General features: G+C 63.6%; 21 protein-coding genes. 9 read left to right on the top strand and 12 right to left on the bottom strand.

The window, feature by feature from the left end:
• Positions 1–52: 52 nt before the first annotated feature.
• Positions 53–568 carry a hypothetical protein gene (locus ACU4IU_RS02275; protein WP_446655786.1) on the top strand — a complete coding sequence of 172 codons (516 nt, stop codon included), beginning with the start codon at positions 53–55 and terminating at the stop codon, positions 566–568.
• Positions 569–580: 12 nt separating this feature from the next.
• Here ACU4IU_RS02275 and rraA read toward each other — a convergent pair whose 3' ends face one another.
• The 5 genes from rraA to ACU4IU_RS02250 form a co-directional block, all read right to left on the bottom strand.
• Positions 581–1,048, bottom strand: coding sequence for a ribonuclease E activity regulator RraA (gene rraA / locus ACU4IU_RS02270; protein WP_139907421.1), 468 nt, complete (start codon positions 1,046–1,048; stop codon positions 581–583).
• Between the two features lie 38 nt (positions 1,049–1,086).
• Positions 1,087–2,109, bottom strand: coding sequence for a D-cysteine desulfhydrase (locus ACU4IU_RS02265; RefSeq protein ID WP_446655785.1), 1,023 nt, complete (start codon positions 2,107–2,109; stop codon positions 1,087–1,089).
• 83 nt (positions 2,110–2,192) lie between these two features.
• Positions 2,193–2,633 (bottom strand): hypothetical protein, encoded by a 441-nt coding sequence (locus ACU4IU_RS02260; protein WP_446655784.1) that lies wholly within the window; start codon positions 2,631–2,633, stop codon positions 2,193–2,195.
• Positions 2,634–2,844: 211 nt separating this feature from the next.
• Entirely contained in the window at positions 2,845–4,155 is a 1,311-nt protein-coding gene (locus ACU4IU_RS02255) for a dicarboxylate/amino acid:cation symporter (RefSeq protein WP_446655783.1), read from the bottom strand.
• A 168-nt stretch (positions 4,156–4,323) separates the two neighbouring features.
• Positions 4,324–4,551, bottom strand: a complete 228-nt coding sequence (locus ACU4IU_RS02250) for a hypothetical protein (RefSeq protein ID WP_096641259.1) — start codon at positions 4,549–4,551, stop codon at positions 4,324–4,326.
• A 174-nt stretch (positions 4,552–4,725) separates the two neighbouring features.
• Between ACU4IU_RS02250 and ACU4IU_RS02245 the strand changes: the two genes are divergently transcribed.
• Positions 4,726–6,582 (top strand): acyl-CoA dehydrogenase, encoded by a 1,857-nt coding sequence (locus ACU4IU_RS02245; protein WP_446655782.1) that lies wholly within the window; start codon positions 4,726–4,728, stop codon positions 6,580–6,582.
• Between the two features lie 6 nt (positions 6,583–6,588).
• Here the strand turns inward: ACU4IU_RS02245 and ACU4IU_RS02240 are convergent, their stop codons facing one another.
• The 3 genes from ACU4IU_RS02240 to ACU4IU_RS02230 form a co-directional block, all read right to left on the bottom strand.
• Complete coding sequence (locus ACU4IU_RS02240; protein ID WP_446655781.1) at positions 6,589–7,323, bottom strand: phosphatase PAP2 family protein; 735 nt, start codon at positions 7,321–7,323, stop codon at positions 6,589–6,591.
• Positions 7,324–7,431: 108 nt separating this feature from the next.
• Positions 7,432–8,097, bottom strand: coding sequence for a response regulator (locus tag ACU4IU_RS02235; RefSeq protein ID WP_446655780.1), 666 nt, complete (start codon positions 8,095–8,097; stop codon positions 7,432–7,434).
• A gap of 150 nt (positions 8,098–8,247) precedes the next feature.
• A complete protein-coding gene (locus ACU4IU_RS02230) occupies positions 8,248–9,669 on the bottom strand; it encodes a sensor histidine kinase (RefSeq protein ID WP_446655779.1) in 1,422 nt (473 codons plus the stop codon).
• A gap of 159 nt (positions 9,670–9,828) precedes the next feature.
• On the opposite strand from ACU4IU_RS02230, the gene ACU4IU_RS02225 reads away from it, so the two are divergent.
• Positions 9,829–10,632, top strand: a complete 804-nt coding sequence (locus ACU4IU_RS02225; protein WP_446655778.1) for a DUF4352 domain-containing protein — start codon at positions 9,829–9,831, stop codon at positions 10,630–10,632.
• Positions 10,633–10,634: 2 nt separating this feature from the next.
• Here the strand turns inward: ACU4IU_RS02225 and ACU4IU_RS02220 are convergent, their stop codons facing one another.
• On the bottom strand, positions 10,635–11,423 hold the full coding sequence (locus tag ACU4IU_RS02220) for a fructosamine kinase family protein (protein ID WP_446655777.1): 789 nt from the start codon (positions 11,421–11,423) through the stop codon (positions 10,635–10,637).
• A 44-nt stretch (positions 11,424–11,467) separates the two neighbouring features.
• Complete coding sequence (locus tag ACU4IU_RS02215) at positions 11,468–12,211, bottom strand: 3-keto-5-aminohexanoate cleavage protein (protein WP_446655776.1); 744 nt, start codon at positions 12,209–12,211, stop codon at positions 11,468–11,470.
• A gap of 219 nt (positions 12,212–12,430) precedes the next feature.
• Between ACU4IU_RS02215 and ACU4IU_RS02210 the strand changes: the two genes are divergently transcribed.
• Positions 12,431–12,574: a GPGG-motif small membrane protein gene (locus tag ACU4IU_RS02210; protein ID WP_172168774.1), complete on the top strand. Its 144-nt coding sequence runs from the start codon at positions 12,431–12,433 to the stop codon at positions 12,572–12,574.
• Positions 12,575–12,695: 121 nt separating this feature from the next.
• Positions 12,696–13,688, top strand: coding sequence for a formylglycine-generating enzyme family protein (locus ACU4IU_RS02205; RefSeq protein ID WP_446657572.1), 993 nt, complete (start codon positions 12,696–12,698; stop codon positions 13,686–13,688).
• 2 nt (positions 13,689–13,690) lie between these two features.
• Here ACU4IU_RS02205 and ACU4IU_RS02200 read toward each other — a convergent pair whose 3' ends face one another.
• Positions 13,691–14,623 carry a LysR family transcriptional regulator gene (locus ACU4IU_RS02200; protein ID WP_446655775.1) on the bottom strand — a complete coding sequence of 311 codons (933 nt, stop codon included), beginning with the start codon at positions 14,621–14,623 and terminating at the stop codon, positions 13,691–13,693.
• A gap of 175 nt (positions 14,624–14,798) precedes the next feature.
• On the opposite strand from ACU4IU_RS02200, the gene ACU4IU_RS02195 reads away from it, so the two are divergent.
• The gene (locus ACU4IU_RS02195) at positions 14,799–16,148 is read left to right on the top strand and encodes an MFS transporter (RefSeq protein WP_446655774.1); all 1,350 of its coding nucleotides are present in this window, start codon (positions 14,799–14,801) and stop codon (positions 16,146–16,148) included.
• A 10-nt stretch (positions 16,149–16,158) separates the two neighbouring features.
• Entirely contained in the window at positions 16,159–17,664 is a 1,506-nt protein-coding gene (locus ACU4IU_RS02190) for an acetyl-CoA hydrolase/transferase family protein (RefSeq protein WP_446655773.1), read from the top strand.
• A gap of 39 nt (positions 17,665–17,703) precedes the next feature.
• Here the strand turns inward: ACU4IU_RS02190 and ACU4IU_RS02185 are convergent, their stop codons facing one another.
• Positions 17,704–18,969, bottom strand: a complete 1,266-nt coding sequence (locus ACU4IU_RS02185; RefSeq protein WP_446655772.1) for an SLC13 family permease — start codon at positions 18,967–18,969, stop codon at positions 17,704–17,706.
• Between the two features lie 311 nt (positions 18,970–19,280).
• On the opposite strand from ACU4IU_RS02185, the gene ACU4IU_RS02180 reads away from it, so the two are divergent.
• Complete coding sequence (locus ACU4IU_RS02180; protein WP_446655771.1) at positions 19,281–19,760, top strand: YybH family protein; 480 nt, start codon at positions 19,281–19,283, stop codon at positions 19,758–19,760.
• Positions 19,761–19,840: 80 nt separating this feature from the next.
• Entirely contained in the window at positions 19,841–21,130 is a 1,290-nt protein-coding gene (locus ACU4IU_RS02175; protein WP_446657571.1) for a purine-cytosine permease family protein, read from the top strand.
• Positions 21,131–21,242: the final 112 nt, after the last annotated feature.

Raw genomic sequence — 21,242 nt, 5'->3', positions numbered from 1 at the left:
GTACGACCGAGGCGATGCGGTACCAACGCGCGCCCGCCGATAGGCTGGTGCCATGAGGTTCGAATCGAAGTCCGCCCCTGCTCTCGCCGTCGCTGGGCTCCTGACCGCCGCATTCATCGCTCTCAGCGGCTGCGGCTCCGATTCCGGCTCATCGTCGGAACCCGAAACGACGCCGACGGCGACTCTGGATGTCGTGGAGCAGGGCTTCGATTCCCTCGACGAGCTCTCGGATTATGTGGCGCAGTCCTTGGACGGCGTCGAGGTGAGTCTCGAATCCGAGACGAACCCCGACTTCAACCAGGAGACCGAACCCGAACGCCTTCATGTCCACTTCGCCTCGACCGAGGACAGAGTCAAAGACTTGGAAGCCACGGCGTTCATCGTCCAGGCGACGTCACGGGCAGGTTTCGACTATGACATCCTCGTGGTCACCGGAGTCGTGTCGGCAGGGGAGTGGGCGTACCTCTACGACCGGTCGACTGTCGAAGAGCTCACCGCTGATGGTCAGATCACTGTTGCCGATATCTGGGACTCAGCCGAACAGAGCTTCGACACCATTCACCGCTGAGTCTCTGCCGCCCTACTTCTCGACTGCAACGCCGTCGGCGTCGGCGAAGACCATCGCTCCCGGGCGGATCGTCGCGCCGCCGATCTCCACGGTCACGTCGATCTCACCGGCACTGTCTTTCGCGCTCTTGCGCGGGTTGCTGGCCAGAGCCTTGATGCCGAACTCCATCTCGGCCAGCGCCTCACGGTCACGGACGGCACCGTTGATGACGACGCCGTTCCAGCCGTTTCGAACTCCTGCCTCGGCGATCATGTCACCCATGAGGGCGGTGGCGATCGATCCGTCACCGTCGATGACGAGCACGGCGCCGTCGCCGGGCTGGTTGAGGGTCTGCTTGACCAGTCCGTTGTCCTGGTAGCAGCGGATGGTGCGGGCCGGTCCGGAGAATGACGTTTTGGCTCCGAAATCGCCGAAGTTCAGAGCGATCGAATAGAGCTCGTCGCCGCGTTCGTCCCACAGGTCTGCTGTCGAAACTGTCATCTGGGTGCCTTCCGTCGGTGGTGGGAGTTGAGTGGTGCTCAGGCAAACGCCCGGGTACGGGCGTAGAGTCCGGGGACTCCGCCGGAGTGGATGAAGGTGACCTCGTCCTCGGAAGAGAAACGGCCGGATCTGATGAGGTCGATGAGGCCGGCCGCTGCCTTGCCGGTGTAGACCGGGTCGAGGACGATGCCCTCGGTGCGGGCAAAGAGACGCACGGCCTCGACCATCTCGGGAGTCGGCAGAGCGTATCCCGTCCCGACATAGTCGCCGAGTCCCACTGTGGCGTCGCGAGGGACCGGGGGCAGATCGAGGAAGTGCGCCGTGGAATCGACGAGGTCGACGATCTTCGGCTCCTGCTCCGCCTGTGTCCGGCTGACGTTGATGCCGATGACCGGAGCATCGCTTCCTGCTCTGTGGAGGCCGACAACGAGTCCGGCCTGCATTCCGGCCGAACCGCTGGGCGTGACGATCGTGGGCGAATCCAGCCCCGCCTCGGCGAATTGGTCGAGCATCTCAACGGCACAGTCGACGTACCCGAGCGCACCGATCGGATTCGACCCGCCCACCGGGATGACGTAAGGCTTCCTGCCCTCGCCGCGCAGCTTCTCAGCCAGTTCTTCAGCCTCGCCGAGGAGGTCGGCCCCGTGGCCGAGCACCGTGACCGAATCCGCGCCGAGGAGGTCGAAGAGCAGGAAATTGCCCGTGTACTGCGGCGGCTTCGACCCTGCCGGTCCGAGGGCGGTGCCGTCAGGTCCGAGGTCCTCTTCGACGATGAGGTGACAGTCGAGACCTTCGACGCGTGCAGCTGACAAGGTCAGTCGACAGTGATTGGACTGCACCCCGCCGACGGTGATGAGCGTGTCCGCGCCCTGTTCCAGGGCATCGGCGATGAGGAACTCGAGCTTGCGCGTCTTGTTCCCGCCCTGAGTCAGCCCCAGTTGGTCATCGCGTTTGATCCAGATCCGCGGTCCGCCGAGCTCGGCTGACAGACGCCGCAGATGTTGGAGAGGCGTCGGCCCCGCGGTGTAGCGGCGGCGTGGGACTTCATTCAGGGCGACCATGGTTCCCGAGTCTACCGATCTGCTCAGTCCTGCCGGCAAGACGCTGACCAGAATCTGGTCAACGGGATGTCACCAGGTCGCACTCAGCCGACAAACTCGACCTCACGAACAGCATCGCGGCCCTTGTCCGCGGCGATCGCGTTTCTCACTGTCAGATTCATGACCTCATGTGTGTCCAGGTTCGTGTAGGACACCCAGGTGTATCCCTTGCCGGAATCGGCTGACGTGCGATGCCAACGTTTGGAGTGCCCGTCGCTGTGCTCGGCGAGGGCAGCGACGACGTTCTTCGTGGCGAGCTGATCGACGACCACGGCATCACCGATGCCGTAGGCGGTGATCAGTCTGTCCGCGTACTTGACAGCACCCTTCGGGTGTCCCGAACTCTGGGGTGCCTGAGCGGCACTGGATGCGGGCGCGGAATCGGCGGAGGCGGCTGCCGGACCGACTGCGAGACCCAGGGAAGCGAGGCCGGCTAATGCGGCGACGCCCCACTTTGCGGCGTGAGTGCTGATGAAGGCGGGCATGGTGACATCTCCTCTTGCAGATCAGGAACATTGCTGGAATTGAGTATCGTCAGCCGAGGTGAGAGCCGTTTGCCTGAATCTGAACAGAAGCTGAGACGCTGAGTCGCAAATGCGGAAGTTCTATTGCGTTCCTATGACATCTCCGAGACATTCGACCAGAAGGAGCCTTGACCGAATCTGCGAGCTCGGGAGTGTGACAGATTCACTGAGCTTACGGAACCGAATCGTGATCATCCTCGTCGGCCTTGTCCATCCAGTCCTTACCGTCGAGGATACGGGCGACCATCATCGAACTCGCCTGATCGCCGACGGAGTTGACGGTGGTGGCCGGGGGATCGATGACGGTTCCGATGATCTGGATGATCGGCAGTGCTGCGGCCGGGAAGCCGTAGAGGGTGATGATCATGAGCTCGCCGATGAAGCCGCCGGAGGGGATTCCTGCCATGACCATTCCGGCCAGCAGCGCCACGGCGATAGCAATGAGGATGTTCTCCAGGGTGAAGAAGTCGCGCTGGAACACGGCAAAGAGGAAGGCGATCTTGAGGATCGCGGACAGGCTCGATCCTTCCATGTGGATCGTGGCACCGATCGGCATGATCGTCTCCCGGATGTCGCGGGGGACTCCGATCTTCTCTCCGGCACGCAGGTTCGCCGGGATCGCCGCCACCGAGGACGACGTGCCCAAGGAGATCGCCGTGGGCTCGAGGATATTGCCCCAGAACCGAGAGACGCCTCGGCGGCCACCGGCGAGGAAGGAGTAGAACGTGAACGCGAGGATGAAGTAGGCGATCGCCACCGGGTAGTAAACGAGGAAAGCGCGAACATAGTCCCCGACGAGCTGGGAGCCGAGGTCACCGATGAGAGCGGCGAAGTAGGCACCGAGGCCGATCGGGGCGTAGTACATCACGATCGAGGTGAACTTGAGGAACACCTCGGTGCCGGAGTTGAGGAACTGGGCGAACGGCTTGCCCGCGTCGCCGATCCTGCTGGTGGCGAAGCCGACGATGACGGCGAAGACGATGAGTGCGAGCATGTGCTCGGCGGAGAGGATCTTCGAGAAGTCGTCGACGACGACGGTCTGGACGAGCTGGTCGCCGATGGACCCGACGTCCTCGACGTTCTCCGGCTCCTGCATCTCCACCTGGACGCCGTCCGTGGCGTTGAAGATGCGCAGCGCGGCGACCATGACGATGGAAGCGATGATGCCGGTGACGGCGAAGACTCCGAGCATGCTGCCCATGATCTTGCCCAGTCGCGCGGCCGAGGACATTCCCGCGACCGCGGAGGCGATGGAGAAGAACACGAGCGGCACGACGAGAGTGAACATCATGTTGATGAACAGCGTGCCGAACGGTTTGATGACGGTGGCACGTTCCCCGAAGACGAGGCCGATGATCGCGCCGATGACCACCCCTGTGAGGATGAAGAGCGGAAAGCGGTAGTTGCGGAGGATCCGCAGGAAACCCGATGGCTGCGGCTTCGAATCAGACGTCTGCGCCGGCGAGGCAGTGGGGGAGGGCATAGGCTCTGCCTTTCATTTCAGCATCGTTGTTCCGCCGACTTGTCGGCGTGGCATCAGGGCCCTGGCGATCCTACCTGGGGCACAGCAGAACCCGGCACGCGGATGGCCGTGTACCGGGCTGCTGATGTTCGCTCGAGCCGACGAATCAGCTCTCAGGCTGATCGATGATCAGTCGTCGTAACTCGAGTGGGATTCGTCGACAGCGAGATGAGAACCGTCGGGATTGCGGTAGAGCTTCACTCCCTCGTGTTCGGCCGTGGCTTGCAGCCGTTCTTCGGAGCTGTCCTCTCGGTAGCCGACCTTCTGCCCCTGGCCGATGTTGGCGCTCTTGAACGCCTTCGAGAACTTTTCGATCGTCTCTGCCAACTTCGATGATCGATGCGTTTCTGCGGTCATGATCCTTCGCCCCATTCCCACGCAGATTGTAGAGAGAATCATAGCTCTCGCGGGGGCCTAAACCCAGGGATGAGGAGCGTTTGGCGGACCTCACAACTGATCAATAGCCAAACCTTTGCACTGTGAGAGGGCGAATCGCTTTACTTAACGAACGTTTAGCTCTAGTTTGGTCTCGTGACTGAACAGAGCAAAGGCAATGGCGTCTTGACGACTGCGACAGAATCCATCCTCTCCGCCAAGGACATCGAGTTCCAACTCTACGACTGGCTCAAGGTCGACGAACTCTGCGACCGACCTCGCTTCTCCGACCATTCGCGTGAAGTCTTCGACTCCGTGCTCGAAGCCAGCGAGGAGCTTGCCAAGGAGCGGTTCGCGACCCATGCACGGAAGTCCGACCTCAATGAACCGACTTTCGACGGCACTGCGGTGACGCTGATTCCTGAGATCAAGTCTGCGCTCGACCAGTTCGCCGGCATCGGCCTGCTGTCGGCGACGATGGATGAGAGCGTCGGCGGAATTCAGCTGCCGCAGACGGTCGCGAAGGCCTGCTTCGCCTGGTTCCAGGCGGCTAATATCGGCACCGCCAGCTACCCGATGCTGACCATGGCCAACGCCAATCTGCTGCTCGAGTACGGCACTGAAGAACTGATCGAGAAGTACGTAGTGCCTGAGCTCGACGGCCGCTTCTTCGGCACCATGTGTCTGTCCGAACCCGAGGTCGGATCCTCCCTGGGAGATGTCACCACGAAAGCCGTTCCGGATCCCCAGGGCGGCGACGATGCGTTCCGCGTCCACGGCACGAAGATGTGGATCTCCGGCGGCGACCACGAACTCTCGGAGAACATCGTCCACCTCGTCCTGGCCCGTGCCGAGGGTGACCAGCCAGGTGTCAAAGGTCTGAGTCTGTTCCTCGTTCCGAAGTACCTCGTCAACGACGATGGCAGCCTCGGAGAACGCAATGATGTCGTTCTGTCCGGGCTCAATCACAAGATGGGGTGGCGCGGAACGACGAACACTCTGCTCAACTTCGGTGAGGGCACGCACACTCCGGCCGGTTCCGCTGGTGCTGTGGGCTACCTCGTGGGGGAGCGGGGCAAGGGTCTGGCCTGTATGTTCCACATGATGAACGAGGCTCGAATCGGCGTCGGCGCCGGTGCGGTCGGACTGGGGTACCACGGGTACCTCGATGCCCTCCGCTATGCCCGCGATCGCCGTCAGGGTCGTCCCGACGGTGCGAAGGGATCCGGTGGTGAGCCGATCCCGATCGCGGAGCACTCCGATGTCCGGCGCATGCTGCTGTCGTCGAAGAGCTACGTCGAGGGCGGGCTCGGGCTCATCCTCTATGCCGCGCGTCTGCTCGACGAATCCGAAACTGCTGATTCCGAAGTCGAGCGGGATCGTGCGGCACTGCTGCTTGATGTGCTCACCCCGATCGTCAAGACCTGGCCTAGTGTGTGGAGCCTGAAAGCCAACGACCACGCCATTCAGGTGCTCGGCGGAGCGGGATACACTCGCGATCACGATGTCGAACAGCTCTACCGCGACAATCGGCTCAACCCGATCCACGAGGGCACGCACGGCATCCAGGCCAAGGATCTGCTCGGCCGTAAGGTCGTCATGAAGGGTGGGGCCGGTCTGCAGGTGTTGCTGGAGCAGATGCGGGAGACCCTCGCCGAGGCGGCCGACCGCTCCGACTGGTGCGCCGAGACCGCGGCGCTGAAGAAGGCCGTCGATCGGATCGAATCCGTGACCGCCGCAGTGTGGTCGAGCGGGGATCCAACGGTGGCTCTCGACAATGCGTGGACCTATTTGGAAGCAGTGGGCCACACGGTCATGGCCTGGCTGTGGCTGCAGCAGGGCATGGCCGCCGAGACGACCATCGGTGAACGTGGCGACTCTGCTTTCCTCAAAGGAAAGATCGCCGCGGCGCGGTATTTCTTTGCTCACGAACTGCCGCAGACCGGTCCTTGGTTCGATCTTGTGGAGAGCAGAGAGACGACATTCACGGATCTCGACGACTCCTGGCTGTGAGAGCCGTCAGGTTCTGAGGTCAGGTATTCGCTTGTCGGCGATGATGAGCAGTCGCAGGAAGAGTCCGCCGATCAGCAGACCTCCGATGAGGTCGGTGGCCCAGTGCCAGCCGAGGGCGAAGGACACGACCACGGAGTTCACGCTGACCGCTGCGACGCCCCACCACAGCAGGCGCATGGTTCTGGTGGAGACTCTGCCGTAAGTGGCAATGAGGTAAGCGACTGCTCCGTAGATGAGTACGGCTTCGGCCGCGTGCCCGGAGGGGTAGCTGATTCCGCGGCCGCCGATATCGATGAGACCGCCTTGGAAGAACCGCGGGTCGTGCAGGGTGGTCGCCGGTCGAGCGAGGAGGACCTTGAGCGAGCCGATGCCGAGGTAGAAGGCCGCTTCGACAGCGATCGCGAAGACGATCGGTCGCCAGGACCGACGTTTGCGTGCCAGCACGATCGCGGTGATCGCCAGGACGGGAAGACAGACTGCCTGGCCTGCGATGGGGTCGAGGACGTGCTGAACGAACCAGACGAGATCGGGTTCGAAAAGGTAGAGCCACCGTCGATTGAGCTTATAGTCCCAGACTCGCAGCGGGCCGGCCGCGGCGAATGTGACGACGATGAAAGCAGCGGCCAAGACCCAGAATGAGGTTGCCCAGGACAGCAACCCCTGTGCTCGTTCTGTCCACTGACTGCGATCTGAGGGGTTGCTGATCAGCTTCTCGGATTCGACATAGGGTTCAGCAACCATCAGAGTCGATTTTAGACGGAGTCGACAATCACTTCTGCTGTGGGGGATAAAGAAACGGTGAATTCTTGCGAGGATTCTCTGAAAGTCGCGCCGATCGAACTATCGGAATCAGTGCCCGCGGGCGCGAACGACCGTCGTGGCGATGCGCACGCGATTGTTCGTGTCCAGTTTGACGTTGATCCGGTTGAGGTGAGTCTTGACCGTAGCCAGACTCATGAACGTCTCCTCGGCGATCTCCTGATTGGACAGACCGTCGGCCACGAGTTCGGCGATCTGCCGCTCGCGATCGGTGAGTCCGGACAGCAGTTCAACGGCCTCCCTCTGCAGTCGATGGTCTGAGTTCGATCTGACCTTGGCGATGACCTGCCGCATCGACTGCGGGGAGAGGATGGGCTCACCGGCGTGAACCTTGCGGATCGCGGCGGCGAGTTCCACAGGGCCGATGTCCTTGAGCAGGTATCCGGCGGCTCCGGCCTCGAGTGCTTTGAAGAGGTGATCGTCGCTGCTTATGCTCGTCAGAGACACCACCTTCGGCGGTCGTACACTGTTGAGCAGACGCTGAGTGGCTTCGATCCCGCTGATTCCCGGCATCTGGATATCCATGAGCACGACATCGGGAAAATGCAGAGACGCCTTCTCAACGGACTCTTCCCCGCTCAACGCCGAGGCGACGACGTCGACGCCGTCGGCCGCTTGGAGGATTCCCCTGATCCCGGTGATGACCATGGGATCGTCATCGACGACCATGACTCGGATCGGGGCGGCTTGGTTCATAGACGTCACAATACCCGAGGCCCCTGTCACGGCTGGTCGAGGTGCTGAAGTCGCTTCTCCGCCGGGCTCCTACGGCCGATGTCGGCAGACGTTTCGGCAGAATGCGAAACAGTCCGGACAAGATCGGAAACAGCCCGGACAAGCTGCGGATCAGTTCGGAGGAGAGAAAGATCGGAAGCTCACCTGGACGTGGAACTCATTGCCGATCACCCCGATCGACGCGTCGCCGCCGAACATCTCGGCGCGCTCCCGGATGCCGACGAGTCCGGATCCCGACCCGGTCGACGCCAAGTGCGCCCCGTGCGGCTCAGGATTCGTCCCGGGCGGCCCCCACTTCTGAGCAGGCGCACCGCCACCGGGTTCTCGCGCGGACCCCGGTGCGTACCGGGGGCGAGGCGGAACCTCGACCGGGGCTGAACCACGAGGAAGCGGATTGCTCACCGAGATCTGGATTCCGCGAGCTGCCGAGACGGCGACGTCCACTGTCACGGGCACGTTCGGTGCATGTTTCATCGCGTTGGTCAGAGCCTCCTGAACTATGCGATAGGCCGCACGGTCGAGCGCAGGCGGACATGAGTCCACGTCCTGGATGACGACGAGCGGGCGGATGACCGTACCGGTGGAGGCCACAGAGGAGATGAGCTCGGGAATCGTTGACATCGTCGCACGACTCGGAGGCGACGAAGCGCCATGGCCCGGCCGCGGATCGGCCAGATCTCCGCTTCTCACACCACCCACCAGATGACGCAGATCCTCCATGGACGCACGGGCCTCCTCCCGCAGAGCAGACGCTGTCGCAGCGACCTCGGGGTCGGTGTTGGCCCCGACCTCAAGGGCGCCGGTATGCAGAGAGATCACCGACAGTCGGTGGGAGAGCGTGTCGTGAAGCTCGCGTGCCAAGAGCTCTCGTTCCGACTGCCGCGCGATCTCGGCCGTGAGCGACTCATTGCGCTGAGCTTCGCGTTCGGCGATCGACTCGACCGCCTTCATCCTCCGGGTCCGACGCAGAAGCGCACCGACTCCCAGCGCCGTACACAGTGCGATGACACCGGCGGCGACCGTGATGATTCTGATCGCCAGGTGCGAATCCTCCGGTGGGATGGTTGCCTCGAGTCCGGTGACCTGAGCCGGTTCGGGCAGGAAGAAGATGCCGAAGGGATTGTGCTCAGCCGGTGCCAGACACATCCTCAATGTGGAGAATGCGATCAGTCCAGTGCCCACCGCCGAGGCGGTGATCGCCTGCCGCCGGGGTGCTCGGATGACGAGGTGGAAGATCGCAATGAGCAGCATCAGCGCATCTCCCCAACCCGCGGTGAGCAGTCCACCGGCGACGAAGGGCACCCACGGCCATCGGTGACGGAGGAAGACGAGTCCCCACACGAGGAACAGCAGCAGAACGGCGACGAGTCCGGTGTCGTTGAGTTCCCCGTCGGAGAAGGCCCAGGCGTTCGCCGTCACCGCCATCGACGAGGTGAAGAACCCGAAGAGGTAGAGAATGAAGCCGACGAGGATGCTGGTGGCGATGCGCACGCCTCGCGGGATTCTGCGGCGAGGGACGGATTGTACTGACACAAGAGAATCGTAACCGCGGGGGCTGACACACGTAGTCCACCTCTCGGCTGGACGGGATCAACCGATCGGCTGGAGCGGTCCAGCCCGATTGCGGACGCGCTGGTGTGCGGACGGGACGAAGCTGGAACAGTCAGCCAGAACCAGCTTCGAAGGAGCGTCATGTCCCATTCGCGGAATCCCCAGAACACCCCGCAGCAGCCGCAGTCACCACAGCCTCAGCACCAATGGTCCCCGCAGCACCAGCCCCCTCACAGCCCCCACCACCAGCAGCCGCCTCAGAACTTCGACCCCCAGCAGTGGGCACCTGCACCGAACGCACCTGCCTACGGAGCCGGCGGCTACCCGCAGCAGCCATACGGCCAGAAGCCGCCGAAACGGAAGAAGCCGTTGCTGAAGCGCTGGTGGTTCTGGCTGCTCGTCGTCATCGTCATCATCGCCGTTGCCAGCGCGATCGGAGGCGGGGGAGATGACACCAACACTGCGGAGGGCGGCTCGTCCGACGCTCAGCAGTCGGGGGAGTCCACGAAGAAGAAGGAGGCCGCCGACAAACCCGCCGAGGAGGCTTCGTACGGTATCGGAGACACCGTGGCCGCCGATGACTGGGAGATCACCGTCGCAGAGGTCGAGGATGGTGTCTCACAGGTCGGCGACGAATTCCTCAACGCCAAGGCACAGGGACAGTTCGTCCAGATCGAACTGTCGGTGAAGAACACCGGATCGGATCCGAACTTCTTCTTCGAAGACGACATCAAACTCGGTGATGAGTCCGGCAACACCTACTCTGCGGACTCAGAAGCCGGTATCTATGCGGCCGAGAACAACATCCTCTTCCTCGAAGAGATCAACCCCGGAAACACCGCCGAGGGTGTCCTCGTCTTCGACGTGCCCGAAGACGCCGACCCGAACAAGCTGACCTTCGCCGGCGGACTGTTCTCCGACCCGGTGGAGATCTCCTTGAAGTGACCTCACCGGTGCAGCTGTTCCGCCCGGGCGATGATCGACCGGGCGGCGCTGACCGCCTGCCCGAGGAATCCGCGCCCGAACAGACGGATATGAGCGAGCAGAGCGAAGAAGCTGTGCGCCGGCAGGTCCTCCTGCCAATCGTCCGGCATCGGGTGGGCCTGTTCGTAGCCGGAGAAGATCTCCCCGAGAAACGGGGCACCGAAAAGGGCGAGCAACGCGAGGTCTTCCAGTCGGTGACCGCCGTGGGCGGCCGGATCGATGAGCGTCACTCCGGTCGGTGACCACATAAGATTCCCCGCCCACAGATCGCCGTGGACGCGGGCCGGCGTCTCCGCACCCTCACCGCAGATGCCGGCGAAGGCGCCAGACGCGATGGCATCGATCGCCGAGGCGACCGTCGCCCGGTCCTCACCTCTGAGATCCCCGGCAACCGCAGAGGTCAGGGGTCGTAAGCGCTGCCCGACCCAATAGTCGGTGAAATCGTCGACGGGCTCGGCAGGCACCTCGAAGGGACTGTCGAGGGGGCCGAAGAATGACTGCGGGGCCGGTGACCAACCGAAACCGGGAGCACCCGCATCGTGGAGCCCGGCGAGGGCACGACCGAAGGCAGCGGCCGCCTCGGCGTCGGGACCGGTCTCCCGGAGACGGTGCAGCCGCAGAAAATCCGGCCCGTGTTCGAGCACTTCGACGACCGGGACCACATCTGGTTCGGCCAGCCACCTCAGCCCGGCGGCCTCGGCGGCGAAGAAGCCGTCCGGGGCGGACTTCCGCAGTTTGAGGAAATCAGTCATGGCCACAGGCTAGCCGGGGGAACCGTTGTCCGTCAGACCTCGGGTCAGTTCCCGAGCTCGGCGAGGAGACCGGCGGCAACCGAAACGAGGTCGCCATTGCCGGTTGCCCGAGTGCCGTCGATGAGGACCGGAGTGTCCTCCAAACCGGTGCGGATGCCGTGGCCGCGCCTGATGGCTCGGGCATTGACGACCCAGGAGGCGATGCCCTCCCCATGGTGGACCTGCGGCAGTTCGATGCCCGCATCGGTAAGGACCCGCTCGATCGCGGCGGCCTCAGCCAGGGCACGATCCGGATCGGTCTCAGTGGGTTCGACGAGCACGCGTGCGCATCGGTCGGCCAGCCCGGAATCGACGAATGACTCTGCATCGTCGAGGCTGAGCAGACCTGCCTCGACTCGAACACCGCGCTCGAAGAGCAGTTCGCAGACTTCGCGAATTCCCGACTCACCTTGATTGGCACTGACGAAGTCAGGCAGCTCGGTCCATTTCGAGATGAGCGTGAGACGGACCTGCGGATCGGGTTCGATTTCGGCCGCGGTGCTCAAAGAGATCGGAATCCCCGGGCACGCGGCACGCACCTCGCGAATCGTGGCCGAGACCGGTTCGGCATGAAAGGTCTGCCGACCGGTCGCATCGAAAGGGTGGAGGTGGATGACCTGAGCACCTGCTGCCACGGCGGCGGCCGCCTCGGCGGCGATGGACTGCGGTGTCCGCGGAGTCGCCGGGTGGTCGCGATCACCGTTGAGGGCGGCATGCAGCAGCGGTTCGTGCGAAGCTGATCCGTTCATCTGTCCACTGTCTCGCATTCGTGACGGCGAGTACAGGTCCCTTCTGCAAGGCCGTGAGAAGTCAGCCTCGAATCACTGCGAAGACACCGCGCGGGCACGCCGCGATCATGATGGGGTTCGGTGCGGCGTGTTGTTCGGAATGAGCCCGAATGACGGCAGATGTCGTGCAAGGATGAACCATCCTCGACCGAGGTGTCTCACATGGTAATAGGAGCTCAAATGGCTTTCGTTCTCTGGATCATCGCCGCGATCCTCGTCATCTCCGGCATCTTTGCGATCTTCCGCAAACAGCTGCTGTGGGGAATCGTCCTCATCGTCGTCGGCTGCCTCGTGGGGCCGGGCGGAGTCAGCCTCTTCGCCTGACCGGCAGGTCCCGGACTGTCCCCTGCCCCGGCTGAGGTCATAGGGTGTTCCCAGAGTCCGCCCAGCATCGAGGCGGACCCGGAGAGAAAAGGGGCGCCCACACGTGACGGAGACCGGAGACCTGAGTAATGCCGGGGCGCAGAACGGCCATTCGTGCTGCGCCCCGGCGACCAGCCGCGCCGAGGCGGTGGACAGTCATGTTTCGCGCCCTGGTGCTGATCCTGCCGTGAATTCGGAGTCGGAGCCCGAGTTCAGCTTCGACTTCGTCACCGCCGGCGGCACCTTCGACATGGGCGATCCCTTCGGCGACGGGCATCCCGCCGACGGTGAGGGGCCACGTCACCGTGTGAACCTCACCGAATTCGAGATCGCGACGACAAGCGTGACGAATGATGATTTCGCCCGGTTCGTCGCTGACACGGGGTTCGTCACCACCGCGGAGCGTCTGGGGACCTCAGCGGTCTTCGCCATGCTCTTGGAGACCAATCCGGGAGCAGAAGCTCACATTCTCGGTCAGGCTCCAGGCGTGCCCTGGTGGGTCGAAGTCTCCAGGGCGAACTGGGCCGCACCCGAAGGTCCGGGATCGAGCATCGACAATCGAAGAGACCATCCTGTCGTCCACATCAGCTGGGACGACGCCCATGCCTATTGCGCGTGGTCCGGGACGCGGCTGCCGAGCGAAGCCGAATGGGAGCTCGCCGCTCGCGGGGGCCTCAAGGGCCGCCGCTATCCGTGGGGCAATCGGCTGCTGACCGACGGGGGATGGAACTGCAATATCTGGCAGGGCGAGTTCCCGCGTATGAACACCCTCGACGACGGCTTCATCGGCACCGCACCGGCCCGACACTTCGCGCCCAATGGGCTGGGCCTGTTCAACACCGTCGGCAATGTATGGGAATGGTGCGCCGACTGGTTCACCCGCGACTACTACCAGCATTCCCCGCAGTCCGATCCCCAGGGCCCCGACATCGGAGACAAGCGGATCATGCGCGGAGGATCGTTCCTGTGCCATGACTCCTACTGCAATCGCTACCGGGTGGCTGCCCGCTCCTCGAACACTCCGGACTCTTCGGCGTCGAACATCGGATTCCGAGTCGTCCGAAAAGCACACTGAGCTCAGTCCCGGAGCTCCGCACCGAGGCGGCTCATCAGACACTCCGTCTCGACCGACAGCGTCTTGAGAGCGAACGCCACAGTCTCACGGGCATCCGCTCCGGTCCGGGTCACGGCCGTGATGTGCCGTGACGGGGCATTGTCACCGCTGATGGGGATTCGGCGCACCGGATGAAGATCCTGCGAGCGCGACATCCTAGACGCCACACATACTCCGAAGCCGCCGTGGACGAGGGCGGTTCCCGTGTTCCAGTCATCGGCGAAATGCCCGATGCGGGGTGCGAACCCGGCCGCCGCACAGCTGGCCATGACGAGCTGGTGGTAGCCCGTGCCCGGCCTGCCCAGAATCCATATCTCATCGACGGTGTCGGCGATTGTGACCGTTGCGCGGTCCGCCAAGGGGTGGTCGAGGGGAACCATGAGGTCGAGCGGGTCGTCGATGAGGAAGTGGTGGCTGAACCGATCATCACCGCCGGCGGGGATGTCGGGAGCCGCGACGACGATGCCGATATCGGCATCTCCGGAGAGCAGGTAGTCGTAGCATTCGCCGGGTTCGGCTTCGATCGTCTGAGTCTGCATATGCGGGAACTGCTGGTTGAGAGCCCGCATCGTTGGCGGCAGCAGCAGACTGGCGGCGGTGGAGAAACCGCACAGTCCCAGCGAGCCGGACACAGTCTCGGAGTAGCGACCGAGATCGGCCAGCGCCATCTCCCACTCCGCCGACATGACATCGACATGGCGCAGCAGTGCCTCGGCAGCCGGGGTGAGCCTGACATTGCGCCCGTGCTGTTCGAGCAGTGTCACTCCGAGCTCGGCAGCGAGCTGTTTGACCTGGTGGGACACAGTCGACGGCGAGTAGCGCAGCGAGTGTGCCGCGGCAGTGACCGTGCCGTGTCGCTGGATCATGCTCAACATGGTGAGCCGACTGTCGATCATGTGATCCTATCGAATGGTTTCGTGGGGTTTCTTACGATAGACAACAATACTCTCGTGGCCCCATCATGGAATCGACAGGGCAATGCGAACAGTCACCAGGAGGTCGCAGAGCAGACTCGGAGACGCAGCCGCAGTCACCGAGGGAACAGACGACGCGAAGAGATGGAGGTTCCGTTTGGCCGAGAACGCACGTATCAGAGGAACGAGGCGACAGCTGTGGTTCGGCGCGCTGGTCCTGCTCATTCTCTCGGCAGCCGCGAATATGGCCAGCCCTCTGTATCCGCTGCTGCAAGAGGCCCACGGAGTGTCGGAGTCCATGATGACTTCCCTCTACGCGACCTACGTCTTCAGCTGTCTGCCGTCGCTGCTGCTGTTCGGCTCGGCAGCTGACGCGTTCGGCCGCAAGCCGGTGCTGCTGGCGGCGATCGCCCTGGTCGGCTTCGGCACTGCGGTCTTCGGGATCGACACGGCGGGAATCGCCGGTCTGTTCATCGGCAGGGCCCTGGTCGGCATCGGACTCGGGCTGGGCACCGGCGCCGGAATCGCTCTCATGGTCGAGGCCTCACCGGCGCGGCGAGTCTGGTTGGGGTCGACTCTGGCGACGATCTCGTTCGTCTTGGGGTCGGGACTCGGCCCGATACTTGCAGGTGTCGTGTCATCGCTGTCGACCGCGCCGCTCGTTCTGCCGTTCCTCGTCATGGTGGTCCTGATCGTCATCGTCATGGTCCTCATCGCGATGATGCCGCTGCAGCGGCCGATCACTCGGCAGCGGTGGAGGCCGACCTGGCCGTCAGTGCCCGGCGCCATGCGCACAAGCTTCAACATCGCCGCTCTGACCGGCTTCATCGGCTGGACGGCGCTCGGCCTCTTCCTTGCCCTGCTGCCTTCGATGGCACAGTCGATCATTCCGAACTCGGGCACCCTGACCTCCGGCCTCATCGTCGGCTCGGTGCTCGTCGTCTCGGCCGCGAGCCAACTGATAGCCCCGAAGCTCCAACCTCGGGCGGCCCAGACCCTGGGTCTGACGCTCATGGGACTCGGGGCGGCACTCCTGCTGTCATCGAATCTGCCCGAAATCGGTCCCGCGGCGGTGAAGATCATCATGGTGTTCGCGGCCGTGGCCACGGGCATCGGGCACGGGCTGAGCTACTGGGGAGCAAATCGGGAGATCGACGTGCTCACTCCGCCGAAGAACCGAGCCGGCATCTCCGCGGCACTCTATCTCGCCTTCTACGCCGGGGCCGGTGCTCCGGCTGTCGTCGTCGGAGTGCTGGCGCTGAGCATGCCGCTGGTCATCGGCACGATGATCTTCACCTTGGCCCTGCTGCTGGCGACGATCGTCACGATTCCGGTTCCGAGCCTCTCCCAGACGGTGATTCGGCAGTCGAAGGCCGCGGTCGCGGTAACGGAGACCGAGCCGGAGCCGGCTCTCAATGTTGTTGAAGCGCAATGGTTCGACAGCGTTTACGGCGGCTCCGGCCGCGACAGCGGGACCGCCTCGGCCGGGCACTCGGCCGCCCGATAGACTGCGAGTCATGTCGAGAATCACCTGCCCCGAACTGAGCACGAAGACTGTCACCGCTGAGGAAGCAGCCCGCCATATCGACAATGGCCAACGCGTGGCTATGAGCGGTTTCACCGGTTCCGGGTACCCGAAAGCAGTGCCGGGGGCGGTCGCCGCACGCGCTCAGGCCGCCCATGATCGGGGTGAGGACTTCCGGATCGAACTGTGGACGGGAGCATCGACGGCGCCGGAACTCGACGGGGTACTCGCCGAGGCGAACGTGGTGAGCAAACGGCTGCCGTTCCAATCCGATCCGGCTATGCGGGCCTCGATCAATTCGGGTGACACCGCTTATGTCGACACTCACCTCAGCCATTCGGCTCAGCAGGCATGGTTCGGGTTCTACGGCAACCTCGACGTCGCCGTCGTCGAAGTCGCGGCGATCCTGCCCAACGGTCTGCTGGTTCCCGGCAGCTCGGTCGGGAACTCGAAGACATGGCTCGACCTGGCCGATAAGGTCATCCTCGAGGTCAATGACTGGCATCCGCGCGGGTACGAAGGCTTCCACGATGTCTACTACGGAACCCGGCGTCCGCCCGAGCGGCTGCCGATTCAGCTGCTTGAGCCGATGCAGCGCATCGGTGACCCCTATCTGCGTGTCGACCCGGCGAAGGTCGTCGCCGTGGTGGAGACGAACGCTCCGGACCGGAACCTGCCGTTCAAACCTGCCGACGAGGACTCGAAGGAGATTGCCGGTCACCTCGTTGATTTCCTCCGTCATGAGATCGCCGCAGATCGGCTGCCGCCGGAGCTGCTGCCGCTGCAGTCGGGAGTCGGCAATGTCGCCAATGCGGTGATGGGCAATCTCGCCGACAGCGAGTTCGCGGGACTGACGGCCTATACGGAAGTCATCCAGGACGGAATGCTCGACCTCATCGACAGCGGAAAGCTCACCTCGGTGTCGGCGACGGCGTTCTCGCTCTCGGCCGAACGGGCAGCGGACTTCAATGACCGGATCGAGTCGTACAAGGGCAGGATCCTGCTGCGCACCCAGGAGATGTCGAACCACCCGGAAGCCATCCGTCGCCTGGGCATCATCGCCATCAACGGGATGGTCGAGGCCGATATCTACGGCAACGTCAACTCCACGCATGTGACCGGTTCGTCGATCATCAACGGCATCGGCGGCTCCGGTGACTTCGCCCGCAACGCCTACCTCAACTTCTTCGTGTCGAATTCGCAGGCCAAAGCGGGAGCGATCTCTGCGATCGTGCCGTTCGCCAGCCATATCGACCACACCGAACACGACACTCAGATCTTGGTCACCGAACGGGGCCTGGCCGATCTGCGCGGACTGCCGCCGGTGGCCAGGGCACGGAAGATCATCGACAACTGCGCCCACCCGGACTACCGCGATCGTCTCACCGACTACCTCGAACGTGCGATCGCCGCGAATCCGACCGGTCGGCATACCCCGCACATCCTCGCCGAGGCCCTGTCCTGGCACGAGACGTTCCTGTCGACGGGGCATATGTGAGCGGCAGCGCCAGCCGCTCGGCCCTGCCGCAGTGGCTGCTCAGCCGCTGACCACGGTCGGCACTGCGGCGGCCACCCAGGCGAGTCCTGGCCCGATGAGGCACATGAGGCCGGCGTAGCCGATCATCTGTCGGTAGTAGCGGTCGCGGATGCTCGGATGGACATTGGCCAGGAGCATCGCGCCGTTGGTCGAGAACGGACTGATGTCGACGATGGTCGCGGCGATCGCCAGCGCCGCGACGAACCCTCCGACATGCACGTCGCCCGACTCGAGGAACGGCACCGCCAGGGCGATGACGACACCGATGATCGCTAAGGACGACGCCAGCGCGGAGATCAGGCCGGACATGTAGAACAGCAGCAGCGCTGCCAGCAGGGGGACGCCGATCGCTGAGATGCCGGCCGAGACCCATTCGACGGTTCCGGCCTCCTGCAGCACGGCGATGTAGGTGAGCACTCCGCAGATGAGGATGACGATCGACCATGAGACCTTCGACAGCGCGGCCTTGCCTGCGGCCGGGTCGATGGCGGCGAGCACTACCGAGATCGTGATGGTCACCAGGCCCACATCCCAGCTGAAGATGATCACGGACAGCGCCATCGCGATGAGCCCGATCAGGGTCGGGATCTGAGAGCGTGTGAGACGGATGGTCGTTCCGCCGTCGGATTCGGACCCTGGGTGGGGGTGAGCCCCATTTGCCTCCGCGCGCAGTCCTGGCCGGCGACGGAGGACGAACCAGACAACGACCGCGAAGACGGTATTGAAGATGAACGGGGCGAGGAACAAGGTCAGCGGCGCAGGGGTGAGGCCGTTCTTCGTCAGATAGTCGTTGATGAAGATGCCGTAGACGCTGATGGGCGAGAACGCGCCGGCCAGGGCGCCGTGGACGACGAGCAGACCGACCATGAACTGATTGATCCCATGACGCCGCGCGAACGACAGTGCCAGCGGCGCGATGATGGCCACGGCGAAGAGCGCCCCGAGCGAGATGAGGACAGCTGTCAGCGCGAAGAAGATCCAGGGCATGAGTCCGATGCGCCCGCCGACGAGCTTCACGCACCAGCGGACGATCACTTCGATCGCGCCGTTGTTCTGGGCGAAGCCGAAGAGGTAGGTCAGGCCGACGAGCGTAAGGAAGAGGTCGACGGGAAATCCTGCGAGGAACTCTTCGGGCATCTGGTGCAGGACGAGGCCGCCGACGCCCGCGGCCGCGATGAAGCCGAGCAGGCCCATATTGATGTCCCGCCAGGTTCCGATGACGAACATCAGTCCGAGGACGATTACGCAGATCAGTTCTGCACTCATGGGTTCAGCTTCTCCTTCGAACGTCAGCCGCGGAATGTCCGGCGGCACATGGGCATGCGACTCAAATTAATGCATGTCACCTGGTGCGATCAGGTCCATTCGGCATATGAACTCACAGCGACGTTCAGCGGAAGGACTCAGTTGCCGATTCGCCGCTTCGTATAACTGAGGGCAGAATTCGTCCATCGCGGATAGTGCGGACGATCACAGACTCGTTAGTGTGTCATTCAGCTTCATCGGGCCGCACGAGAGTCGTTTGGACTCAGCGCGGCATCCTCCGTTTCTCAGTCTGCGAAAGGTCGCCGTCGATCATGAACGAATCCACACCGGAGCCCAGCGAATCCGATGTGCTCACGGCCGCCTCGGCGATCGTCGATGCCTTCGCCGCCACGGACACTCAGTCGTATTTCTCCCGATTCGCCGAGGACGCCTCGTTCGTCTTCCACCCCGAAGCGCGACGCCTGAACACTCGTGCCGAATATGAAAGGGAGTGGGCTTCGTGGTTGGCCGACGGCTGGTCAGTGGCCGCCTGCGCCTCATCGGACCAGCTCGTCCAGACCTTCCCCGGCGGAGCCGTGTTCTCCCACACCGTTGATACGACCGTGAACACCGCAGACGGGCGGGAATCATACCGGGAACGCGAATCGATCGTCTTCCGCCGCCTCGGTGACGGTGAACTCATCGCCATCCACGAACACCTCTCCACGGTCCCGGACCCTGCCGACGGCTCGTCGGCGGCTGGTCCCAGTGCCGCCGAAAGCAAGCCCGGCGCCGAGGAGGGCGCGCAGTGAACTGGTACCGCCGTTTGGAACAGCGATTGGAATCCGGCCACGATTCCGGAGTCATCCGCGGAACCCTGAGCGGGGGACGGATGTTCATGATCTGGCTGGCCGCGAACCTCGTCGTCACGACCCTGTTGACCGGAACCCTGTTCGTCCCCGGCGTCGACTTCACCACAGCGGTCATCGTCATCATCGTCGGCACGCTCATCGGCACCGTCGTGCTCACGCTCATCGGCAACATCGGCACCCGCACGGGCCTGGCCACCATGGCCATCACCCGCGGTGCCTTCGGCGCCAAGGGCAGCTTCCTGCCGGTCGCCGCCAACGTCATCATCCTCATGGGCTGGAGCTGGGTGCAGGCCATGTTGGCGGGAATCAGCGTCAACTACGTCGTCGCCCAGACGACGGGATTCTCCAACCCGATCCTCTTCTCAGTGCTCTGCCAGGCGCTCGTCGTCGGACTGGCGATCCTCGGCCACGAAGGGATCGAGAAGGCCGAACCCTGGTTCGCTCTTCTCATCCTGCTGGTCATGGCCTATGTCTTCGTCATCGCGTTCACGGGACACTCACCCGCCGAATATGCAGGAATCGAGAGCCTGCCGGAGCTCGAGTTCACTCCGGTCCTCGCACTCGATATCGTCATCTCCACAGCCATCTCCTGGACCGTGCTCTCCGGCGACCTCAACCGTTTGGCCGGGACTCAGAAGGCCGGAATCGTCGGATCGGGTCTGGGCTACCTGACCTCGACCGTGCTGGCGATGCTGCTGGGTCTCACCGCGTTCAGCTTCATCCTGCTCGACGGGGGAGACCCGGCCGAATTCGACCCGACGGCCCTAGCCGCGGAATTCGGATGGGCGCTGGCCATCGTCATCTTCCTCTCCGTCATGGCCACGAACACGATGGTCGTCTACGGAATGGTCAACTCCGTCGTCGGCGCACAGAGCAGGACGAAGCTGAAGTTCCTGCCGACGGCCCTCATCCTCGGCGCGATCTCGATCATCGGATCGACCTGGCTGGCCCTGCTCGACCAGTACACCGACTTCCTCACGATGATCGGGGCGTTCTTCGTCCCCGTCTTCGCCATCCTCATCGTCGACTACTACATCATCAAACGCGGTGCCTACTCACCCGACATCCTCAAGGACTCCGGCGGCCTCTACTCCTACACCCGCGGAGTCAACTGGGTGGCCGTCGGGGTGTGGGTCCTCGGGGCGTTGGCGTCCTATGTGCTCACCTACGCCTATCCCAGCCCGATCGGAGCGACGATCCCGTCCTTCGCCATCTCCTTCGTGCTCTACCTCGTGCTGTCCTGGGGCAGCCGAGCGAAGTTCGCGGGAACTCGGCATGCGCACCTGGCCGACGGGATCCGCGGAAGCTGAACGGGGAGTTCTCGGTTCCGGGCCGGGAACTGACCACTATGTGCCGTTCACAGGTGATGAAGCAGCACAGGCGCTATGATCGCAACGGTCGGCCGGAATCACAGAAGGGAAC

This window comes from Brevibacterium sp. CSND-B09, from assembly GCF_052906525.1.
The sequence above is the reverse complement of the archived record's forward strand: the minus strand, read 5'-3'. Positions and strand labels throughout refer to the sequence as shown.